This window comes from Ktedonobacteraceae bacterium (assembly GCA_035653615.1).
Classification (GTDB): Bacteria; Chloroflexota; Ktedonobacteria; order Ktedonobacterales; family Ktedonobacteraceae; genus DASRBN01.
The window spans coordinates 108,014-129,921 of the sequence record DASRBN010000004.1; the positions used below are offsets into that span (position 1 = coordinate 108,014).

Annotated in this window: 13 protein-coding genes; 7 read left to right on the forward strand and 6 right to left on the reverse strand. The window is 53.7% G+C overall.

Going from position 1 to position 21,908, the window contains the following annotated elements:
• Nucleotides 1-118: 118 nt before the first annotated feature.
• Both VFA09_02820 and VFA09_02825 read right to left on the reverse strand, forming a co-directional pair.
• Complete coding sequence (locus VFA09_02820) at nucleotides 119-1,597, reverse strand: alpha/beta hydrolase-fold protein (GenBank protein HZU66187.1); 1,479 nt, start codon at nucleotides 1,595-1,597, stop codon at nucleotides 119-121.
• A 314-nt stretch (nucleotides 1,598-1,911) separates the two neighbouring features.
• A complete protein-coding gene (locus tag VFA09_02825) occupies nucleotides 1,912-3,738 on the reverse strand; it encodes a phosphatidylglycerol lysyltransferase domain-containing protein (protein ID HZU66188.1) in 1,827 nt (608 codons plus the stop codon).
• Nucleotides 3,739-4,074: 336 nt separating this feature from the next.
• Here VFA09_02825 and VFA09_02830 point away from each other — a divergent pair, with 336 nt between their 5' ends.
• The 3 genes from VFA09_02830 (at nucleotide 4,075) to VFA09_02840 (ending at nucleotide 9,258) form a co-directional block, all read left to right on the forward strand.
• A complete protein-coding gene (locus VFA09_02830) occupies nucleotides 4,075-7,656 on the forward strand; it encodes an AAA family ATPase (GenBank protein ID HZU66189.1) in 3,582 nt (1,193 codons plus the stop codon).
• 93 nt (nucleotides 7,657-7,749) lie between these two features.
• Nucleotides 7,750-8,406, forward strand: a complete 657-nt coding sequence (locus VFA09_02835; protein HZU66190.1) for a hypothetical protein — start codon at nucleotides 7,750-7,752, stop codon at nucleotides 8,404-8,406.
• Between the two features lie 681 nt (nucleotides 8,407-9,087).
• Nucleotides 9,088-9,258 carry a hypothetical protein gene (locus VFA09_02840; GenBank protein HZU66191.1) on the forward strand — a complete coding sequence of 57 codons (171 nt, stop codon included), beginning with the start codon at nucleotides 9,088-9,090 and terminating at the stop codon, nucleotides 9,256-9,258.
• A 97-nt stretch (nucleotides 9,259-9,355) separates the two neighbouring features.
• Here the strand turns inward: VFA09_02840 and VFA09_02845 are convergent, their stop codons facing one another.
• On the reverse strand, nucleotides 9,356-11,353 hold the full coding sequence (locus VFA09_02845; protein ID HZU66192.1) for a hypothetical protein: 1,998 nt from the start codon (nucleotides 11,351-11,353) through the stop codon (nucleotides 9,356-9,358).
• 478 nt (nucleotides 11,354-11,831) lie between these two features.
• Entirely contained in the window at nucleotides 11,832-14,882 is a 3,051-nt protein-coding gene (locus VFA09_02850) for an ATP-binding protein (protein ID HZU66193.1), read from the reverse strand.
• Between the two features lie 293 nt (nucleotides 14,883-15,175).
• On the opposite strand from VFA09_02850, the gene VFA09_02855 reads away from it, so the two are divergent.
• Nucleotides 15,176-16,003 (forward strand): 3-keto-5-aminohexanoate cleavage protein, encoded by an 828-nt coding sequence (locus tag VFA09_02855; GenBank protein HZU66194.1) that lies wholly within the window; start codon nucleotides 15,176-15,178, stop codon nucleotides 16,001-16,003.
• Between the two features lie 247 nt (nucleotides 16,004-16,250).
• Here VFA09_02855 and VFA09_02860 read toward each other — a convergent pair whose 3' ends face one another.
• A complete protein-coding gene (locus VFA09_02860; protein ID HZU66195.1) occupies nucleotides 16,251-17,192 on the reverse strand; it encodes a HAMP domain-containing sensor histidine kinase in 942 nt (313 codons plus the stop codon).
• Nucleotides 17,193-17,682: 490 nt separating this feature from the next.
• Here VFA09_02860 and VFA09_02865 point away from each other — a divergent pair, with 490 nt between their 5' ends.
• From VFA09_02865 to VFA09_02875, 3 genes are all read left to right on the forward strand, one after another.
• Nucleotides 17,683-19,698 carry an acetyl-CoA carboxylase biotin carboxylase subunit gene (locus VFA09_02865; protein ID HZU66196.1) on the forward strand — a complete coding sequence of 672 codons (2,016 nt, stop codon included), beginning with the start codon at nucleotides 17,683-17,685 and terminating at the stop codon, nucleotides 19,696-19,698.
• An 18-nt stretch (nucleotides 19,699-19,716) separates the two neighbouring features.
• Nucleotides 19,717-20,619 carry an NAD(P)-dependent oxidoreductase gene (locus VFA09_02870; GenBank protein ID HZU66197.1) on the forward strand — a complete coding sequence of 301 codons (903 nt, stop codon included), beginning with the start codon at nucleotides 19,717-19,719 and terminating at the stop codon, nucleotides 20,617-20,619.
• Between the two features lie 165 nt (nucleotides 20,620-20,784).
• A complete protein-coding gene (locus tag VFA09_02875; GenBank protein HZU66198.1) occupies nucleotides 20,785-21,075 on the forward strand; it encodes a nucleotidyltransferase family protein in 291 nt (96 codons plus the stop codon).
• A gap of 149 nt (nucleotides 21,076-21,224) precedes the next feature.
• Here VFA09_02875 and VFA09_02880 read toward each other — a convergent pair whose 3' ends face one another.
• The gene (locus tag VFA09_02880; protein HZU66199.1) at nucleotides 21,225-21,662 is read right to left on the reverse strand and encodes an Hsp20/alpha crystallin family protein; all 438 of its coding nucleotides are present in this window, start codon (nucleotides 21,660-21,662) and stop codon (nucleotides 21,225-21,227) included.
• Nucleotides 21,663-21,908 lie beyond the last annotated feature (246 nt).

The following is a 21,908-nucleotide window of genomic DNA, read 5'->3' on the forward strand; positions in this document are numbered from 1 at the left end:
GCACAAGGCGTTGTCCCTATCACTTTTCGCGTTGTAGTATACCATAGAGCGGAGAAGCTGTCCAATAGAGAGAACGTTTTGTGGGGAGTAGTTATTCCCCTCGTGCCTGCCCTCCTCGCTACGTGCCCCAATGCAGCCAGAGAAGGGCTTTGTAGAGAAATGCCTGCCACAGCGTCCACGAGTGATAACCGTTTTGTCGGTCGAAATGGTATGAGATGTGCAGCGCCGCCAGTTCTTTCACGAACTGCAGCGTATCTTCGTAGTATGGGTGATCCTGTATGCCGTCGGCGAGATAAAACTGTAGTGACCATGCCGCTTTATCAGTGAGGAGAACCGTGGCAGGACTATTTTCCCGTATGTAGGCCGGATTATTGCCCCAGATCAGGCCCTGAGCGTGGAAATAGCCGCCAAGTGAGATCACAAACCCAAATACATCCGGGTGATGTATCCCAATATTGGCCGCGCCGAATCCACCCATCGAAAGCCCTCCAATGCCCCTGTAGGCCGCTTCAGGAATCGTGCGGTACTTCGCATCCACGTAGTTGACCAGGTCCCTGGCCACGAAGGTTTCCATCAATTGACGTTGATCGGCGCTATTGCCCCACTCGCTAGGCCCCTTTTCAAATCCGTTACCATCGGGCGAGACAATGATCAGTTCCGGAATCTTGCCCAGCGCGATTAACGTGTCCGCCGATTCATTTGCCTTGCCCGCGGAAAACCAGTCCCTTTCTCCTCCTGGCGAACCATGCAGCAAATACAGCGTCGGATAGCGTCTTGTCCGCCCTTGCGGGGTATTATATGAAGGCGGCAAATAGATCAGAAATGTTCGCCGCTGTCCTCCCAGTGCTGGACTGATCAGGCTGTCCCGCACAATCGTACCGTGCGCAGGCAAGCTTTGCCTGCTGGCAATTTCAGGCGCCAGGTGTAGACCCGTATCTGGCGAATACAGGAACAGATCCCCTCCTCCCGTTGCCAGCACCAGCACTACCAGCAGCGAGAGAACTCCCAGCCATGTCATTCTGAGCGAAGCGAAGAATCCCCCGGCCTGGCCACTTTTCTGAAACGGTTGCTTCAAACTCGCATTTTTGTGCCGGTAATTGTTCCAGAGAGAGCGACCGAGCTGGTAAACGGGGTGCAGCAAAACCTCCGCGAACGCAACCCCAATCGCCGCGCCGCTGAACGCGCAAAGCAGTCCGAGCGCAAGCATTACGAAAGACGTATGCACCAGGGCCGCTGTATTCAATGGCTCAAGATGTCCACCGGCATCATAGGTGGGCCGCGTTTCAAGTTCTATAAAACCCAGGAGATAGCCGGAGCAGAAGATAATTGTGGCTCCCAGCAACGCGCCCAGCTTGCGTTGTCCTACAAATGCTCCTATCAAGGAACCACCTGCCGTCAAAAGCAGCGCCGCAATCAGTTGCGCTCGTAATGGATCAAAACCTGTCTGGATAATGAATGAAACCAGGTTGCTCAAAACGCCGCCAAAGAGCATCAGGCCACTCAGCAAGCCAATGCATAAAGAGAGCAAGAACGGGGCGGAGGATAAAGCGCGCCCTCCTTTCAAATACTTGCGAGAAGCATGTATGAACCTTTTCATACCTGTCCTCCACCAGTATATCTTCGTCACCGACCATGCGTTCGCTGCAAAGTAAAAAGGGAGCCAGGTGTTCCTGGCTCCCTCAAATGATACAGATTGTACAAAAATTCGCTACAAATACCGCACTACAAACATGCACTACTTGCCGCACTACAAGAAAAACAAGACCTGTTCGCACAAGCAATGTGCTGGTGAGAGAGGTTATCTCTCTCTCATCTAATAAAACGAAATCGCAACTATTTTGTAACGTATGTTCCTGCATAAATATGCTCCAATTATAGTTCAAGGTCTCTGTTTTCAGTTTTCTGGAGCGGTCACGAATTGTGGACGCGTAGCAACGCGAGAGCGATTCTGGGCAACGCTAGCGGTGTACTCGCGACCACGTAACGGCTCTCCCAGCGTGGCTGAAACTTTTGTTTGAAACGAAACAGGGTGCGATGTGTTTCTAGCAGTCGCAGGTGTTCCGAAACGAAACTGGCGAGCTGGCGCTGGCTCGCGGTAGTTTCTCCCCTCGTATCGGCCATAGCGACCATGCCGAGGCTTACCACCTGCGCTCCCCGCTGCTTGAATCGCTCAATGCCCTGCACAATCAATAACTCTATCGTTCCGGGAGGCGCGTTGGGCAACCTTCTCATTAAATCGAGCGCCCAGCCCCAGCCTTCTCTCGCTCCATCGCCTTCGCCTGTTCCTGCTGGATAAGAACCATAAATGGGTGTAAATGTGACAAACGCGCATGGTTCGCCCGCCCGGTCGAGGGCAATACCGGTAACGAAGCGCGGGAAAGCTGCCGCATATGTATCGCCCTGCTTCGAACGGATTTCCGCCACAGCATCGGCCCGGGCCGCGGTATCCGCCAGTTCATCCAGCCGGCCCATGCTGAACCCCATTTCCGTCCCCCGCCTTTCCCCCTTATGTTCCAGCCAGGCATTCGAAACTCCGCGCAATCGCTCTAAGACCTCCCGTGGTGGCGCTCCCTCGTACCAATGAATCGTCACACCATCTCGTTCGGCGCGTCGAGAGCTGGTACGTACATTCGCCATAGCGGAGCCGGAGAGCGTAAAGTGCTGCGGGTGTAGCATCGCCTCTTCACCTATCTTGAAGGTGCTCAGACCCAGCGCGCGATAGACCGGGAGATATTCTGGATGGGCCTGGTAGAATGCGACTTGCCAGCCCTGTAACCGGCAGAGTTCAAGAAATTGGCGCGTCACATACTCAAAAGACCCTGGCACGCAGATGGGATCACCCAAAACCACTGCAACAGTATTTGCAAGCCGGTAGCTCACGACGCCCTCAGCATGAGGAGCCAGGTAGTAAAGATTCTGCGGGGCCAGCGCGAAGAATGAGAGCGTGTGGCTACCATAACGGTACACCAGTTCCATCATCTTTTGCCGCGCCTGCGCCAGGCGATCTTTCTGGTAGGCTATCCACCAGCGCTCGCTCACCGGGCGTAGTAAGAAGAATATCCCTGTTAAAAGCACCGTCGCCGACAGCCAGGGGATCGACTGCAGGAACCAGGCCGCTCGTCTTGTAAGAGGCGTCAATTCTGTGGAGGGCAAATTCACCAGGCGCTGGAGCCATGAGTGGACAACCCCTCCAAAAGTTCCTGGCAGGATGATTTGTTTCTGCAAGAGATAAAAACCGCTCATGCTATAGATGAATAACAGGGTGAAGCCTGCAATGAGCAAGATAATTCCCTGTCTCATATGCCAGGGATCGCTTGCAACACGGAAGAGCCGTTTGTTCGCGATCAGCGCGAACCATAGGATGATGGTCAGAAAAGCTTCTTCAAAATCAAGCCCCTTAAGGAGATGAGCAATTGCTGAAAGTGGTAACAGGACAATAGTAATTTCCCAGGCCCGGCGTTTCCCGCGAACCAGCCCCCATGCCAGCAAGAGCAGGAAAAAGCCGAGAACGAGGGCAATAGTACGTCCCGTATTCACAAATGGCCAGATCGAAAGGGAAAAGGGAGCAAGCAGGTTGAGGAGATTGATAAAAAGACTAAAGCGCCCCGGTCGTGCTGGCAGCAGCACCGTTAATTCGTTAATAATGCCCATAACGGCGACAGCGAGGGCCAGCACCTCACGCTTCACTCTCAAGTGTTGTGCTATGTAGCCCCATCGAGGAAATCGCATTTCTAGCATACATGCCTTCCTCCTTATGCCACACAACATTACATCACCCTCTGCGTCTTCATTGAAGATGATATATCATTTAACATAAAATGTCAAGAGTTCTTTCATAATTCGTGAATATTGCCCGGATGAATGTGCTTTCTCTAAGTGCCAGGATTTAGCAATCCGGAGTAATTGGGGTAAGGAAGAGAGTCATATCCCAAATCGCAACTATTGACACCCACATGCTATCAAACGTATACTGCTGATGCTAGCAACTCTATCTTAGCATTTTCTGACCTATATGCATTATGTGATTGGAGGGTTGAAGATCGTGGGAGAGCGTATGAAAGAAGCAGGACGTTCATGGAACAGTTAGCCCTATTATCCATTACTCGTACAGATACACACTACCGGTTTCGCCTGAATCTATCCGATGGTCCGAGTTCTGGCACGCAGGAATATCTAACAGAGATTACCAGCGATTTACACGAGCGCTTGCGCCGCACACTGCAAGTGATTACCCAGCAGATGCAGGTAGGAGACGCAAAACCTCAAGTCCGGCGTGGCCCTCATGATAGCTTGCTTACGCTGGGACGTTTCCTTTTTGAAACGCTTTTGCCTTCTCCCTTGCAAGAGGCCCTGCATCGCCTCGATACGCCCTTGATCCTCACGACCAATACACCCGATATTCCCTGGGAACTCCTCTATGATAATAAGTCATCGCCCGGCCATTTCCTCTGCCAGCGCATCAACATCAGTCGCCAGATGAGCAGCCGCGCCGCTAACGCGCGCTCCTCGCTGCGTGAATGGAACAACAACACCGACGTCTCGCTGCATAAAACGCGCAAAATTGGCCGCAGGGAGGCGCAGGGACTGAACGTCTTATTCCTCGTCAATCCTACCAATAGCTGTTCCCTTGCCGAAGAAGAGGTTGCTTCGCTCTGCACCACGCTGCCAGAATCGATCTCGCGCATCATCCTCTATCGCCAGCAGGCCAACCAGTTAGAGATGCGCATGCGTATCAGCGCCGATTTCCCACAGGTCGTACACTATGCCGGTCCATTACCTGTCATATCGTCGTCCGGTGAGCCTCTGCTGGCGCTGGCCGGTAGTTCGCGCCTGGACGCAAACGCCGCCTCTCAGCTATTTTCATCATTCTTGAAACGCCCGCTTGTTTTTCTGAATTGCTATGATGGTTTACAAACAAGTACATTGGCTCCTGATGACATGGAGCTTCTTGCCAGCAATTTAATCGCCGCCGGTGCCAGCTGCGTTCTAACGATGCGCTGGCCCGTCAATGTACAGCGCGCGCGTGAATTTACCTTGCAATTCTACCAGGAAATTGCCGATGGCATCTCAATCGGGGAAGCCGTGCGTCGTACACGTTCAACCCTCGCCCAGCGCTATCCGGACGATCCCTCCTGGGCTGGCTATGTACTCTACGGCGAGCCCGCTATAGCACTGGTAGCCAGTACGCCTGGTCGCGATCGGGCCATCGAACCTCCCATGCATGCGCTTGACGACAGTGCTATAGCGCAACCGCTCTTCCCCTCCTCGAATGCCCTGGATCGGCGCTTCTTACAGGAAGTATTGGGCATTGCGCTGATGGAAGCGCGCGAGATGCGCAAGGATTATCTTGGCACTCCTCACCTGTTCATCGCCCTCACCAAGCTGGATGGCGGCTGCACGCAGGACGCGCTGCGCAATCTGCCCGGAAGTTTTTCTCCTAAACAGGTGCGCGAAGTGATTCGCCTCGCTCTCGGCTCGGGTAAGGCCAGCGGTGACACCCCCATCTTGCCCACGCGCCGCTGCAAGGAGATTTTGCAGACCGCCGAGCGTAACGCCTTGAACGCCGGCTCGACTATGATCGACGAGCGCGCCATAGCGCAGGCCGTCTTGAGCGAAAAGGATGGTGTCACCTACGAACTGCTTACCAAGATGGGCATCAACCCATCGCAGCTCATCGACCTGATCCTGGCTAGCAATGCCCGTTGCCTGCTGGAACTTGTGCCATCGGGCATCAATCCGGCCGTAGCCCCCGTCGAATTGCCCGTCGGCATCGGTCCCGAAGGTATCGTAGCTAAGGGAGGAAACTCCGTGCTGGAGCGGTTAGGGCGCGACCTGACCAGAGAGGCCAGTATGAGGCAGCTTCCGCCGCTGATCGGGCGCGAAAAAGAGATGCGACTCCTCATCCAGACCTTGATGCTCAAAGACCGCAACAATCCCATTCTCATCGGCGATTCGGGCGTAGGCAAAACGACCATCGTCGCCGGACTCGCCCAACGCATCGTAGACGGAAAAGTCCCGCCCGAATTGCGCGGTAAACGCCTGATCGAACTCTCAGCCAGCTCGCTGGTCGCGGGAACGAAGTATCGCGGCGAATTTGAGGAGCGGCTGCTAAAGGTATTGGAAGAGGCGGAAGGTAGCGGCAACATCATCCTCTTTATCGACGAGATGCACCTGTTGATCGGCACAGGACGCGCCGCTGATGGCAGTATTGATGCCGCGGGCATCCTCAAACCCGCCCTGGCCGGTGGCAGATTGCGCTGCATTGGCGCCACGACTCCCCAGGAGTATCGCACGATTGAGAAGGACGCGGCCATGGAACGGCGCCTGCGACCCATCAACATCGATGAACCCTCCACGGATGAGGCCCTCGCCATCTTAACTGGCATGCGCGACCTCTATGAAGACCATCATCATGTGCATATTACGAGCGAGGCGTTACAGGCGGCAGTACAGCTTTCGGTGCAATACCTGCCCAACCTGCGCCTGCCCGATAAGGCGTGCAGTGTGCTTGACGAAGCATGTTCGCAGGCTCGCGTCTTTCTGGCCGAGGATGAGGCGCAAGATGAAGATGAGGATGTGGAGCCGCCGGTAATTACCGCTCCATTGATTGCCGAGGTGATCTCTCATCGTACCGGCATTCCCGTGCGAGCGCCGGGACGCGAGGAACGCGACCGCCTGCTGAATCTTGAAGTCCTGTTAAAGAGGCGCGTAATCGGCCAGGATGAAGCAATCGCGCGCGTGACGCAGGCGATCCAGGTAGCGCGGGCCGGTTTGAAGCCACGCAATCGGCCAGCAGGCGTCTTCCTGTTTCTGGGTCCGACCGGAGTTGGCAAAACGGAGCTCGCGCGCGCGCTGGCCGCCGAGGTATTTGGCTCCGATGAGCATTTGATTCGCGTTGATATGTCCGAGTACATGGAAAAGCATGCCGTCTCGCGTATGATCGGCGCGCCTCCGGGTTACATTGGGTATGACCAGGAGGGCCAGCTGACAGGCAAGCTGCGGCGGCGCCCGCATTGTGTCGTGCTGCTCGACGAAGTGGAGAAAGCTCATCCAGAGGTCTTTGATCTCTTCTTGCAGGTCTTTGATGCCGGGCGGCTCACCGATGCCCAGGGCCACACGGTTGATGCTCAGCACGCGATCTGGATTATGACTTCTAATGTGGGGACCGATATGCTTGGTCGCTCCATGCCCAGCGGTTTCCGCGCCAGTGTCAAGGGGACGGCCGAGGAAATGCAGCGCGAGCGCTTGATGGAACGGCTGCGTTCAACATTCCGGCCAGAATTTCTTAATCGCGTAGATGAGGTGGTCATTTTCCAGCCGCTGGGCCAGGAGCAGGCCAGGGCAATTACACGCTTGCAGATGAATGAACTGGCGGCGCGACTTTTAGAGCAAGGGTTGACGCTGCGTGCCGATGATAGCGCCATAGAGCTGCTGTGCAAGGAGGGGTTCAGCCAGACTCAAGGGGCGCGCCCATTGCGACGAGCCATCGAGCGGCTCCTGACGGTGCCACTGAGTTTGCGCATTCTGCTGGCAAACATACCCGAACACGGAGAGGTGCATGTCAGCGCGGTAGATGGCAAGTTGGAGATCGACATTCGCGAACCGCAGCGTGAACGTGAAGAGGTTGGGGAAGATATGAAAGTGGATGCGTTATAATTGTTGACTTGTCTACCTGATTTTTCCTGCACTATGCTATGCCATATGATATCTCATGCGGTAATGGAGCTTACATAAAGGGATAGGACAGCAATGGATACTATTCACGAACACCTCGAATTCATTCCGGCAGGCGCGCTTTTCGTCGAAGGCACTCTGAGCATACCCGCAGAGGCGCGGGGAATTGTATTGTTTCCGTCCGGTATAGATAGTCTAGAGCGCTCTTCGTACATCACACGCCTGGCAGAACTGTTGCAGCAATCTGGATTGGCAACGCTGCTCGTCAATTTGTTCACCTCCGAGGAAAAAAACCAGGATGCGGTAACCGGCTTTTTCCGTGAAAATGTTGATATCATGCAGCAGCGCATTATAGGCATCGCCAACTGGCTTGCTGAAGACGAGCGGACACAGAATCTTGGGATTTGCTATTTTGGCAGCGATGTCACGGGCGCCGCCGTTTTAATAGCCGCCGTTGAGCGCCCTGACCTTGTTGTTGCCATAGCCTGCGCTGAAGGACGCCTGGAATTGGCCGGCAACTACCTCTCTCAAGTCGAGACACCGGTTCTGCTGCTGGCCGCTGAGAAGGATACGCAGCGAAGCGAGGCGAACCGGCAAGCCCTGGAGCAACTGCACGGCACGAAAAACCTGGAGGTCATTAAGGGAGCAACGGGCATCTTCGAGGACTCCAATACCCAGGAGCAGGTCGCGCAAATAGCGGGGCAATGGTTTGCACGTCACCTGGGCCTGTAGGGATGCGCTACCTGACGAGTGCGAAGAATCTGCGCCCAGCCGTGTCATTCTGAGCTGAGTGCGAAGAATCTCAGTACGACGGTGGCGCAGATTCTTCGCTGCGCTCAGAATGACACGACCTACTGCTGCTTTCCGATTTTGGTGGAGAAAGTTCAACATCTGCACTCTACGTGAATCCGCACGCTGCCGGTCGCCGCAAAGCAATTGGAGCCAAAAACATATGCACCGGCGATAATCCCCCATTATCACCGGTGCATATTTGGCAAGGAGACCCAGGACGAAATAATCGTCATAGAAACAGAAGGCATAGGTGTGTTCTGAGGTGGTGATGCTCGTAGTTTGTCTGGAGCGGAGCTTCGACGGATGCATTCCCGGAGTCAATACCCAGATAGGGTCGCTGCGACAGGTATTGCTTTCCGGAGCAGCGCTCAACAGATCAAATTGGCACCCAGCGATCATCACCACCACTGTTCTTAAGTGTACACAGAGCAACTTGCTTTAGCCTTTTTTCACCGTTGCATTTTTCTTTCACTATGAGCCATGCCTGATATGTTCTGTCAGGCGGAACAGTAGCGATTGCTTCTATCGTCTTCTGGTAGTATAGAGAAGAATTTGCATAAGTCTTACATAAGACAGCCATTTGTGATAAGATAAAGTACAAGGATTTGAGGAGGTGCTTTTATGAAGGCAGTAAAGACACACGTGGGACGTTGCGATAGCTGTGGTGAACCGGCTGCATATGCTCAACTATTGCCAGGCGGGCGAACGTTCCGCTTTTGCGAGCAGCATGTACCTTTGTTGGTAAAAAAACAGGCCGAGGCAGCTGCATCTACCACAAAAGAAAAGAAGTAGGTAATAGAATTTTCAGGCAAGCGCGTGTCTCTGGTCAGATGGCCGGCCATCTGACCAGAGACACGCGCTTGCCTGAAAATTTTTTGGCGATTGAAACCTAGCTGTCGCTACTACATACAAATATGTTGTAGAAGGCATTTAACTTTTGAAGCGAGATGGTGCTATTCAGGGGAGTTACGACGATGACATCTCGATCTTTTTGAGCGGGAAAGCGCGCGAAACGATAAGTCACGTGTTCACTATGGAGTATCCCCAGGAATCCGGGATGAAGATCGGTATGCGGCACAAAGACAAGAATGCTGGGACGATTAGCGTAGAGTACAGCGCTGGTATTTGCCGGAATACGATTAAGCTGCGGTTTATTGGTTAGTAATGGCACGGGGTCGGCCAGGATGATCTTACCCTGTGTTTTAAACACAATCGGATAAGCAATCCAACCCGCTGCCCAGCCGTACTGGATGTGTTCGCGCTCCATATAAGCGATGATGGCGTCGTTATTGAGCGGGGCTAATGTGCAATAAGGCGATTGAAAAGTGCTTCCGGCATCGGTTAGCCCATAAGAGAAGACCTGCATAAACATTGCTAAAAGGAGTATTCCGACAAGGAAACCAAGGGCGGCTTGCAATGAGAGAAGCCTGCGAAGCGGGTGAGCGACTTTGACGGGATCACCGGATGATCCCGTAGGGGCCGATGAATCGGCGGTGGGCGCGATGAATCGGCCCCTACGTTCTTTTGTTCTCGCTCTGCTCAGCAGTTCGCCCTGGCTGATTACCAGGACAGTGAAAGGGATGGCGAAGAGGAAAGGGAGAACCAGCGTCAGTGGAGTGGCATAACGACCGGCGAGATCATATTCGCATGCCCAGAGGCCAATTGCAGCCGCTTTCGTTACACAGAAAATAGTGGTCGCGCAGGCCGCAAAGAGCAGCGACAGACCCGTCAGGGAGCGGATGCGTAGCAATAGCGGTGCGGGGTGAACGAAGGAAGCAGCGAAGAGTACGACACTGGCAAGAATGCAAAACAGACCGAAGTAGAGCATGAACCCGTGTAAAAGTGCGAGCAGGGTGGATTCGTCGGGTAATGCTCCGCTGATGACGCGCGGCGTGACGCAAAAGGTATAAAGGTGAGCCAGGCCGAAAAAGATATCCACGCGCGTAGGATAGTGGGCGCGTATCTCAGGACGCAATACGGTGTTCCCCGAAAGGTACAGCATGTACGTGATATTCTGCCATGAATTGCTGATACCCCAGATGAGAGCAGGGCTAAGGCCAATGATACAGGCGGGGAACGCGGCTAAAAATGGCAGGACAACAGAACGTATAAAACGTTTCCTCGCAAGTTTTTGCCTCACCAGTTGTATGTAATCCCATGCGATCCAGAGGCCTGCCGCTGCGATGCCGTAGACGATGATCGGGTTGATCCAGAGGCCTAAACCAACAATAAAGCCAATACCTGCCCAGCGCCAGGCCTGTTCCCGCGCAGATGCTCCTGCCTGCCGGCGGCGCGTGAGCTTCAAGGACGAGATAAGCAGCAGCAGCATAAGCGCGAATGATTCGATGTAGCCACCCAGGGTAGTGAGTTCTAGCACGGTATCATACAGTGGGGGAATGGCCGCGAACAATGTGGATATGGTCATGAACCAGCGCTTAGGGCGCCGGGGTAGCCGGGCAGCGTCAGCTAACTCCGCTGCCAGCTTCCAGGTCAGCCAGACGACTGCGAGCGAGAGAAGAATGGGTTCGGCCCGTAGCGCCCATGGCGAAGGCCCTACGATGGCAAAGATAATGGCTACCAGGTAGGCTTCCAGGCTGCCCATGTATGGCTGGCCGTAGAAGTAGATCGGAAACTCACCATGCAAAATGTGCTCAGCCTGGATGCCCACAAGCGCCTCGTCGCCATTGATGAAACCTTGAGTATGAATAACGAGCCAGGCACGTATGATGAGCGCTGCTGCCAGGCAGAACAGGAGTGGAATAGAGCGACGGATGCGGTTCGCTGCTCCTTGCGATGTATATTCTTCTCCCGGCATGTCTTCGAGTGCTGGAGAATCATTCCAGGGTTTTGCGATCTTGACTTCGGTTAAGTAATCCTTAATACTCATCCTCTACCACCTCCACCAGTTTTCCAAAGCAGGCATAACGAAATCTTTAGACCGATACCAGGGACGAAAAAGAGACCAGGTAATATCATTCGGTAACCTCGCAGGAGCCGATACTGAATGTAACCAACCAAACACACTCGTCCGAGCGGCCTCTGTCGTGTCATGCTGAGCCTTTCGCTTCGCTCGAAGGGAAACTCCGCGAAGAATCTGTGCCCCATCCATGTCATGCTGAGGGAAGCGAAGAATCTGCGCCCCGTCGTACTGAGATTCTTCGCTTCCCTCAGCATGACATGGCGAGAGAATACTTCCCGTTTTTGGTTGGAAAAGTCCATCACCGGCGCTGGGCGCGATCAACTGACCCCTACACAGATATCTTGCCTGAGCGATGTGATCTGTTGTAATCATACCTATATGAACGGGAAAAACAAAATTATACGGTAGGGATGGAGATGAAATAGTACAATCGGGTATCACTCGATCAGGCTAACGGCAGTCGAACGTGAAAGATGGTTCCTGTACCTGGAATGCCGCTGCTCTCAATCCAGATTTGCCCTCCCATGGCTTCAATCAGGCGGCGTGAGATGTATAAGCCCAGGCCCGAACCGCGTACAGTGCTATTGAGGTCGTCTTCGAGGCGGACGAAGCGTTGGAACAGTTTTGCCTGATCCTGTGGTTTGATACCCTTGCCTTTATCGGCCACGCTAATGATCGCAGCGGGCTGCGGGTCCTGGACAATACGAGCATAGAACGTCACAGGAGTACCTTCAGGTGAGTACTTGAGGGCGTTGACGCTGAGGTTAAGGAAGACCTGGCGCAGGCGGCCTGGATCGGCTTGCACGAATAATTTTGCCGGGATATGGACGTACAGGGCCCGATTTTCCTTTTTGGCCTGTGGCTCGATCAAATCGAGAATGTTGCGTATCACCTCTTGAACAGAAACTCGTTCGATATGAGCGGGACGAATCCCGGCCTCTACTTCCAGGCGGCTTGCGTCCATCACATTACTGAGCAGGATGACCAGCTCTTCGCAGCCGCGCTGAGCCTTTTGCAGGAATTCCTGGCGTTGCTCAGCCGGCAAGGCGTCTCCATACTGGACGAGTAGTTCAAGATATCCTTGTACAGCGGTAAGAGGTGTGCGTAGCTCGTGAGAAGCTGTGATCATAAACTGGTCTTTAAGCTGGTCAAGCTCCTGCAGGCGTTTATGCGCGGTGTGTAGCTGGAAATAAAGTTGTGCATTGGTGAAAGCAATGGCCGCCTGTTCCGCGAAATCCTGGGCCTGCGCTAAGTCTGCAATGACAAATGATTTCTTTTTTTGCGCGCTCGTTCGCAATGAGCGCGCCAGTACGAGCAAGGCAACAGGCGTGTCCTTTGCGATCAAGGGCGCGAGAATGGCTGTGCGCACGTAGCGCCGTTGTAATGCCTCGCGTAATGAAGATACTCGCGCACCTCGTCCGCGAAATCCTTCTGGCACTGCCCGGCCACTAATGGCAGGCAAGGAGGGATTTGAGCGTGAAGTAAGGATCGCCGGAAATTGTCCGCTAATGGCGGGCAGTTTGCCGGTCGATTCCCGCTGTTCAATTGCCATTAATATTGGTTGCAGGGAACCGAGGGCCTGCATCTCAAAGTCGCGCTGGTAGATCGGCGGCCAATCATTGAACGTGGCAGGAGGCTCCTGCGGATCGACATAGTAAGCGAGGGGCAGCAATTGCCTATTCGTATCGCCGCTATAGAGCAGCGCATAATCGGCTTGTAGCGCGTTTGCTGCCTCTATGCAAATAAACTGGTGGATTTCGGCTGGTTCCGCGACGGCGGAATTCAGGCGAGCAGCGATATTTGCCAGCGCTCTGGCGAATCCTTCATGCTCGCGCGCCGACTGGTACAGGTGAGCATGCTCAATGGCGCTGGCTGCCAGTTCTGCAAATGCATTGGCTAAATAACTATCGTGCGGGCCGAAATATTCTGAAGTTGAGCGAGAGAGGCCGAGACTCCCTATTATTTTGTTCTGATAGCGCAGGGGAACAAAAAGTGTGACAGGTATCCCGTGGTCCTGTTGCCACTGTCGTATTTCTATTGGAAGGCCTGATGTCGGTGCTGTTGATTGAACCGCCATCTCTTTGCCTAAAAATCCCACCTGTTCTACCAGGTGTTCCGCATGTATCTCCCAGGTATTGATTTCTGCTGCGCCGGAAGTGGCCGCCAGCACCTGTAAGCTTGACTGCCTGCTGAGCGGAGAGTCATAGTCTCCTAACAATACAAGTATTGCGGCATCGAAGCCCAACTGATTTGCCGCAATGGTGATAATGCGGGTCAGCAGGGGATCAAGTTCGAGGATAGGGGCCAGCTGAGCAGCCAGCATGCGCAGGTGGTCAGCTTGTATGCTGCGCTGCTCTCGTTCTCGCAGCAGCATTTCATTTTCATTACTGGTCAGCACGTAGCGCACGGAGACAAGGACGCCCAGGATGGCGGTCAGCACAACAAGGAAGAAGGAAAGAATGGTGTTATCTTCTGTCGTTTCGCTATAGAGCATGAGGATCAAGAGGATGGCAAGTGGAATGTAAAGGAGCAGGTTACGAAACAGCGTATAACTACGGTCTGATTTTCCGCTGAGATTGGGCGGTATATCCTCTCTTAGAGGCGCCTGGTCCGTGTTCTGGCGTTCGTTGTAGACCTTGCGCACGATCATATTGTACTGGTAAAGAGCGGCGAGGCCCATTAAGAGATAGCCTATAAACCAGAATGTGTCAACATAGAAGGTGCCCGTCGTGTAGGTACCGGCAGGCACTCCGATGGCATAGCCTGTATCGGCACAGATCTGGGAAACAATGCCCAGCCCGAAAAGTATAAGGGAGGCACGCAATATACGCTCGGTGCGCTGGTAGAAGAGTAGGAGCAGGGCGAGTATGAGCAGGATATCCCAAAAAGGATAGGAGACGGCGACGATCAGTTTATACGTGTCTGTTTCATTCAGGAAGATAGGATAGATGACGAAATACCAGCTTATGCCTAGCAAGCAGAGGGTTGTAATGAGTGCATCGAGGCCAATCCGCAGGCGGAAGCGCCCGGCATGAGGCTGTGTGGGAATGAGAAGCAAACCTGCCAGGGCAAAGAGATAATACATGGTAAAGCCGATATCGGCTGGCGATGGAACGGGGGTTAATGTGCCGCCCATCTCCAGGTATGTATAATAGAAGCCGCCGATGCCATTCGTAATCAGGCCAGCGCCAATTAAAAGCCAGGCTAATTGAAGCCGCGGCTGCAGGCGTACAGGCCCATAACGCGCGCGCCAGGCTGTAGTGAATGCCCACCAGGCGCCAATCCACGATGCCACTCCATACATCGAGTCGCCCACGAACGTGACGGCGGTATCCCCACCCAGGCGGAACAGCAGCCAGATAAAACTGATGGTGATGATACCTATGCTACTCGCAGCTGCGAGATAGTTTTGGCGACCCAATTTCTGAAGATAGGCGCGCGTCAACTTCTCTGTTGCTACGATCTTCATTTGTAACTCGAAGGTCTGTCCTGACATAGCATTCCTCTGCCATTTATCGAAAATGTCAGGGTCGGTCAGTCGTCGCTCTGCCCCTGGGGGACGGTATGCAGGGGACGATACTGAAAGATTTTACCTGATGGCATACTCCTAGCTAGCTGACCATAGTATACCTGACAGCCTCTATTTTGTCACTCAGATACACAAGCATTCGTATTTTCGTACTGAAGATGAGGTCGTTTCATAGTCTATCGAGGCGTGATTTCTGAAAATATTGGGACGATGGAAGTATAATTAGATGAAGGGCGAAACAGCAGAAAGGAAAATGCTAGATGCAACCTGTAATCATAACCGCGGCCATCGTCGGCGCAGAAGTTACCAGAGAGCAACAACCCCATCTCCCTATCACGCCCCTGGAAATTATTGAGGCGGCGGTAGAGTGTTACCAGGCGGGGGCAGCGATCATTCATATTCACGTGCGAGATGAAAAAGGGAACGCCAGCCAGGATGCCGCCTTATTTAAGGAAGTGGTGGAGGGCATTCGCGCGCGGTGTGATGTGATAACCCAGGTATCGACAGGCGGAGCGATAGGAATGAGCGCACAGGAGCGCCTGCAAAGTGTTGAATGCAGGCCGGATATGGCGACGCTGACGACGGGTACGGTGAACTTTGGAGAAGGCGTTTTCATGAATGACCTCTCGTTAGTAGAGACCTTCGCGCGGCGCTTGCGCGATGATGGGATTGTGCCTGAGATCGAGATTTTTGACGTGGGGATGATCGATACAGCGCTGCGGTTACGCGCTATGGGCCTGATAACTGACCCGGTGCATTTTGATTTCGTGATGGGTGTGCCGGGTGGTATTGGCGCTGACCCGGCACACCTCGTGCATATGGCGCGCAGTCTTCCTGCCAGCAGTACCTGGAGTGTAGCGGGAATAGGGCGGCATCAGTTGATCCTGGGCGTGATTGCCCTGGCGATGGGAGGAAATGTGCGTGTGGGCTTCGAGGATAATATTTACTACCGCAAAGGCGTACTGGCGCGCAGTAATGCGGAACTGGTGGCACGCATTGCTCGTATAGCCGGCGAGCTGGAGCGTGCGGTTGCCACTCCTGCTCAGGCCAGAGAAATCTTGCAATTGGAGCGCTACAAAGTCCTGTAGCGACAGCGGCCTGTCCCTATCCCTACAGGACGACTCGATTCGGTTGTCAAAATTCATCAGCCTATAGACCTACCAGGGCCAGGACAGGCCACCGCATCCCATTACCACGTAAAACGCTTTCCCCCGCACTCTCTTCAGGAGAGCCTTATGCGAACAGGGTTCTCCCGCTGAGCACTTGCGATGGCCTGACCTGGCCCTGACGGCGCCGGTTACCGGAGGTGGGCGACCACAAGGGTACGTCCCCATCTTATGTTGAAAGCAATGGAAGCTCAACGAAAAACGTACTGCCGCTGCCTTCCTGCGATTCACACCAGATTTGGCCGCCGTGACGATCCACGATCTCTTTGCAAATGGTAAGGCCCAGCCCAAGGCCGCCATGCGGTGATGCCTGCAGGTCTGGACCGCGATAAAAAGGCTCGAAGACTCGCGCTTGCTGGTCCTCTGGAATGCCTGTTCCAAAATCGCGAACTTTGACGAGTACGGTATTCTCAAGTCGGGATAGGTAGACTTCGACCGGGCTTGCAGGCGAAGAGTATTTCAGGGCGTTGTTCACTAAATTGATGATCAGGTTGTGCATCCTATTAGAATCGGCCTGCAGCAGAATGGGCGTCGTTGGGGCAATCAAGGTGATTTTGCGGTTTGAAAGGAGCATCTCTTGTTCAACGACCTGGTGGCAGATATCTGAAAGGTTACACGTCTCCCTGTGTAGTCCGATGTTTCCAGCACGAATATTACTCAGTTCGAGCAATTCATTCACTACAGCGTTCAGGCGGCGGGTCTGACCATCGATACTCTCTAGCGCAGTGCGAATTACTGCCATTTCGGGCGAGAGTTCTTTATGACGCGCTAAACGCCGCAAGAGCAACTGGGTATGCCCGCTGATGGTGGTCATAGGCGTTCTCAACTCGTGCGACGCGACCGTGATGAACTGATCTTCCAGTTCGGTCGCCTGCCGGAGCTCCAAATCTTCCTTAACGGGTTCAATAGTATAGTTTTGAGGCGGCTGCTTGTTCGTGTGAGAAGGAGATACTTTTCCCCACAAGCGGTAGATGGAGATGATAAATCCTGAGAGCAGCAGGTTGAGTACACGCTGTATGAACCGGAATGCAAAGGTAAGCGGCACTCCGATCAAGTATCCGAGTGCTGAGCGCTGCTTCTGGGATTTCACAATTGAATGATGTTGATTCATCTCTGTTCCCCGTTGAGACGATTCGAGTCTCATAGAAGTTGTTGGGCGCCTATTCTCAACCTGGATCATACTCTTGTGTCTCCGAATAGTCCTCTACGAAAAATGCTCATGCTCTGATTGGCTGCATATAGAATAGCTAGAATGGAGAAGCTATTCTGAATGGATTTCCTTATCCTACAAAGGGACACGAAATGCCGAAAAGCATGGTTTCATATTTTCGGCGTGAATGAGCCTGACAAGCTAATTTGGTGGAGGACGAAAAATATTTTCAATTGAATGGCTTCCCAACCCTGTTCCGCTTTTGGGCAATCACCAGCTATCTGGCGTTGTCAGTAAACGTGTCCATAGTATAAGATGTTTAGTAGAGAAGCATGGTTTGCCTGTAGATGCTCTTCGCGGGATTTTTGAGCCAGGGGTAGGGGTAATGAGAGCCTCCGGAGGAGGGCAGGCGCCAGGTGCTGTCCCTACGAAAAAGATGAGGAATGCTACGATGTTCAAGAAACTATTGGTTGCGAACCGGGGCGAAATAGCTGTTCGCATCATGGCGACGTGCCGTGAAATGGGGGTACAGACCGTCGCGGTTTATTCAGACGCCGACCGTCATATGCGCCATGTAGAGCTGGCGGATGAGGCGTATTACATCGGCCCGGCGCCGGCCACGCAAAGTTACCTGCGCATAGATACGATGATCGATGTTGCGAAAAAAAGTGGCGCTGAAGCTATTCATCCCGGCTACGGGTTCCTTTCCGAAAATGCCGATTTCGCCGAAGCATGCGAGCGGGCCGGCATCATTTTTGTTGGTCCGCCCGCGGCTGCGATGCGTTTGATGGGATCAAAGATTTCGGCCCGGCAGCTGGCGCAATCGGTTGGTGTGCCTACTGTTCCCGGTTATAACGGTGAAAGCCAGGATGATGAGATATTGATGCGCGAGGCGCGGCGCATTGGTTTTCCCCTGCTCATCAAGGCGGCAGCGGGTGGAGGGGGCAAGGGGATGCGCGAGGTATATGAGGCCTCGGATTTCATGGATCAACTGGCGGGGGCGAGACGAGAGGCTCTGGCATCGTTTGGCGACGCCACCGTCTTTCTCGAACGCCTGGTATTACAGCCACGGCATATCGAAATACAGGTGCTTGGTGATACTTTTGGCAATCTCATTCACCTGGGTGAGCGCGAATGCTCGATCCAGCGCCGTCACCAGAAGATTATCGAGGAGAGTCCATCGGTTGCGTTGACGGCGGCACTGCGCGAGGAAATGGGAGAGACTGCCGTCCGTCTTGCCAAAGCCGCGGGGTATGTGAACGCGGGCACGCTTGAGTTCATGCTCGATACCGAAAAGCAGTACTATTTTCTTGAAATGAATACACGCCTGCAGGTTGAACATCCGGTGACCGAGCTGGTTACAGGCTTCGACCTTGTGCGGCACCAGTTGCTGATTGCCGCGGGCGAGCCATTAGCCATCCGGCAGCAAGAGGTTCATCCGCGCGGCCATGCGATAGAAACCCGCCTGTACGCCGAAGACCCCGACCATAACTTTATCCCTTCGACCGGCACAGTGACGCGATTTATACAGCCGCGGGGACCTGGTATTCGCGTCGATAGCGGCATCCGCAGCGGAGATGAGATCACGCAGTTTTACGATCCCATGATCGCCAAGTTGATCGTCTACGGCGAAGACCGTGCGGCGGCCATCGCGCGTTTGCAAGATGCATTGGAGCAGACGACCGTTTTCGGCGTCAAGACGAATGCCCAATTGCTGCTCGCCATTGCTAAAAATAAGGACTTTCAAGAAGGCCAGACCTATACGAACTTTCTGGAAGCATCCGGGTTGATGAAGGAGGGTATTTTCCAGCAGGAGGCGCGGTTAGACCTGTTGAAGCGGGTGCTGCAAGCGGCGGCATTATATGAAGTCGCGGGCGCGGTAAAAGAAAGCGATGCGTATAACCATCACGCGAATCCCTGGCTGGCGCTTGGACCATGGCGCATGTTTGGGGAGATCAGGCATGTTGTCTATGAATACCAGGGAGAGGCGCGCAGGCTGGCTTTATGGCAAGATAGAGAGGATAATGGAGCCTGGAACGTGCAAGTAGATGACGGGCCGGCGGAGAAGATCACCTGCGCTTTTGACAATGAGGGCTTTGTGCTGTTGCGACAGGGTAACGCGCAAACGCATGCCTATGTGCAGCGCAATGAACGTGAGATGCAGGTTGCCCTTGGAGGGTATATATATCGTCTTGGTCGCCGTCGTCCGCCGGATGTAAATACAGCAGGACATGGCGGCGGAGCCGGGCACGCGCAGGAAGCGCTTACCGCGCCCATGGCAGGCACAATCGTCAAGGTGCAGGTAAAGGAAGGGGATACAGTTGAACAGCGCCAGGTGCTGGTGATCCTGAGCGCTATGAAGATGGAGCATACAATCGTGGCTCCCTATAAGGGCAAAGTTAGTCGCATACATTACACGGAAGGCGACGTGGTTCAGGGTGGGGCCGTTATTGTGGAAATGGAATAAGGTGAAAGGATTATTTAGATGCAAGTAGGTTTTATTGGCATTGGCGTCATGGGACGCCCGATGACGCTCAATTTACTGAAGGCGGGACATCATGTCACTATTTTTGCTCGCCATCCTGAGAAGCCGGAGGTGCAGGAAGTCATTAACGCGGGCGCCAAATTAGCCCCTTCGTCGCGCGCGGTAGCCATGGCATCAGAAGTCGTGATTACGATGGTGCCCAATTCGATGCAGGTGGAAGAGGTTGTGGCAGGCCCACAGGGTATATTCGAGGGCGCGCGTAAGGGGTTGATCATTATCGATATGAGTACAATCGCGCCATCCGTCAGTCGCAAGCTGGCGCAGGATGCCGGCAAGTATGGCGCTCATTTTCTCGATGCGCCCGTAAGCGGCGGGTCGCAGGGCGCGGTGAACGGCACCTTGACGATCATGGTCGGGGGCGAGCGAGAGATATTCGAGCAGGCACTGCCGGTTCTGGAGGCGATGGGCAAGAAAGAAAATATTTTTCACGTTGGGCCGAACGGTACGGGCGAGGTGGTCAAGATTGTTAATAACATCTTATGTGGCGCTATAGCGGCATCTATCGCCGAGGCATTTACGCTGGGAGTCAAGGCCGGAGCCGATGTGAATACAATGGCAAAGATCATCGGAGTCAGTACAGGCGCGAGCTGGCAGCTTTCCAATCAATTCCCACTACGGGCGTTTCAGGGCAATTTTCAGCCCGGCTTCATGACCGACCTGTTGCATAAGGACCTGGGATTGGCGCTCGATCTTGCAGCGGAGAATATGACGCCGGCAGCTATGACGGCCCTCACGCGTCAGCTGTTCGAGATGGCCCGCGCCGAAGGTTTCGGGCGCGAGGATTATACATCGGTGATTAAGGTGCTGGAAAAGATGGCAGCTGTGGAGGTGAGAAGCGAGTAACGTGATGAATGCCAGGACAGGCACCAGGCGCAGTCTCTACAGTAGAATCCTGTAGGGACTGCGCCTGGTGCCTGTCCTCGTAGCTTGTCTCTTTATTGATAAGTTTGGTACAATAGCGGCAGAAGGCAAAACAGGGCATGTATATCCGCGAGGAGGACTATAAATATGTCACTGCAAACACTTGTGAAGGAAAAGCGCGAAGACATCCTGCGCATCGCCTCTGAGTACGGCGCCTACAATGTACGTATCTTCGGGTCGGTCGCGCGAGGAGAAGATGACGAGAGAAGCGATATCGATTTCCTGGTGGATATGGAAAAAGGCCGCAGCCTGTTCGACCTTGGCGGACTGCTGATGGACCTTCAGGATTTGCTAGGGCATGATGTGGATGTAGTAACAGAGGATGGTCTGCGGGAGCGCATTAAAGACCGCGTTCTAAGAGAAGCCGTTTCTATATGAGAGATCGAAGCATTGTTTGATAGTACAAGAGAACGGATATCTGCGATGATGGTCGGCTCCTCTCTTGATAACATTATGTCGTACCTTTCTTTAGGATAAACCCGAGTGACCAGATCGTCACTCGGGTTCAAATGCCACCCTACCCCCAATTATTTCTTAGCGGTCACTTTCACGGTGCGGGCCTTGACATGCTCGGCCTTGGGCAGATTGAGCATCAGGATACCATTCTCGTAGGTAGCCTCGGCGCGGTCGGCGTTAATGGGAGCCGGCAGCGTGAAAGACTGCTGGTACTGGCCGGACTGGAAACCATTCCAGTGGACCGTCGCGCCCTGCGGAATCTGTACATTGGTCTGCCACTTCAGCGTCAGCGTATCCTGCTGCGCGGTGATCTCTACTGTGTCAGCATTGGCGCCCGGCATCGGAATCTGGAGAATGAAGCCATCCGGCGTCTCGAACAGGTTGGCGGTAATTCCACCGCGATTGAGCATATTGCGGGAGATGAAGCTGTCCTCGAAGAGGCGGTCCATCGCGTCGCGCAACGAAACAACTTCATTGAATGGATTGTAACGAGTCAGGTTATTTGCCATTGTTTTACTCCTTCCTTTCCGAGAATTCTCTAGTACTCCTGAACTTATCTTTTGAACCCGCTCTACCACATCCCCACTCCCGCCCCTACTTTTGAGCAGGTTCTTATTTCGTTTCTCTGCTGTAAGAATAGCGCAACCACTATTAGAATCGCGTATACGAAGTGTAAGAATTTTGTTAGAAAGCTTGATAGGAAGAGTATCAAACCATAACCCCCATTGGTGTCCTCTCGACGCCATACCGCGATT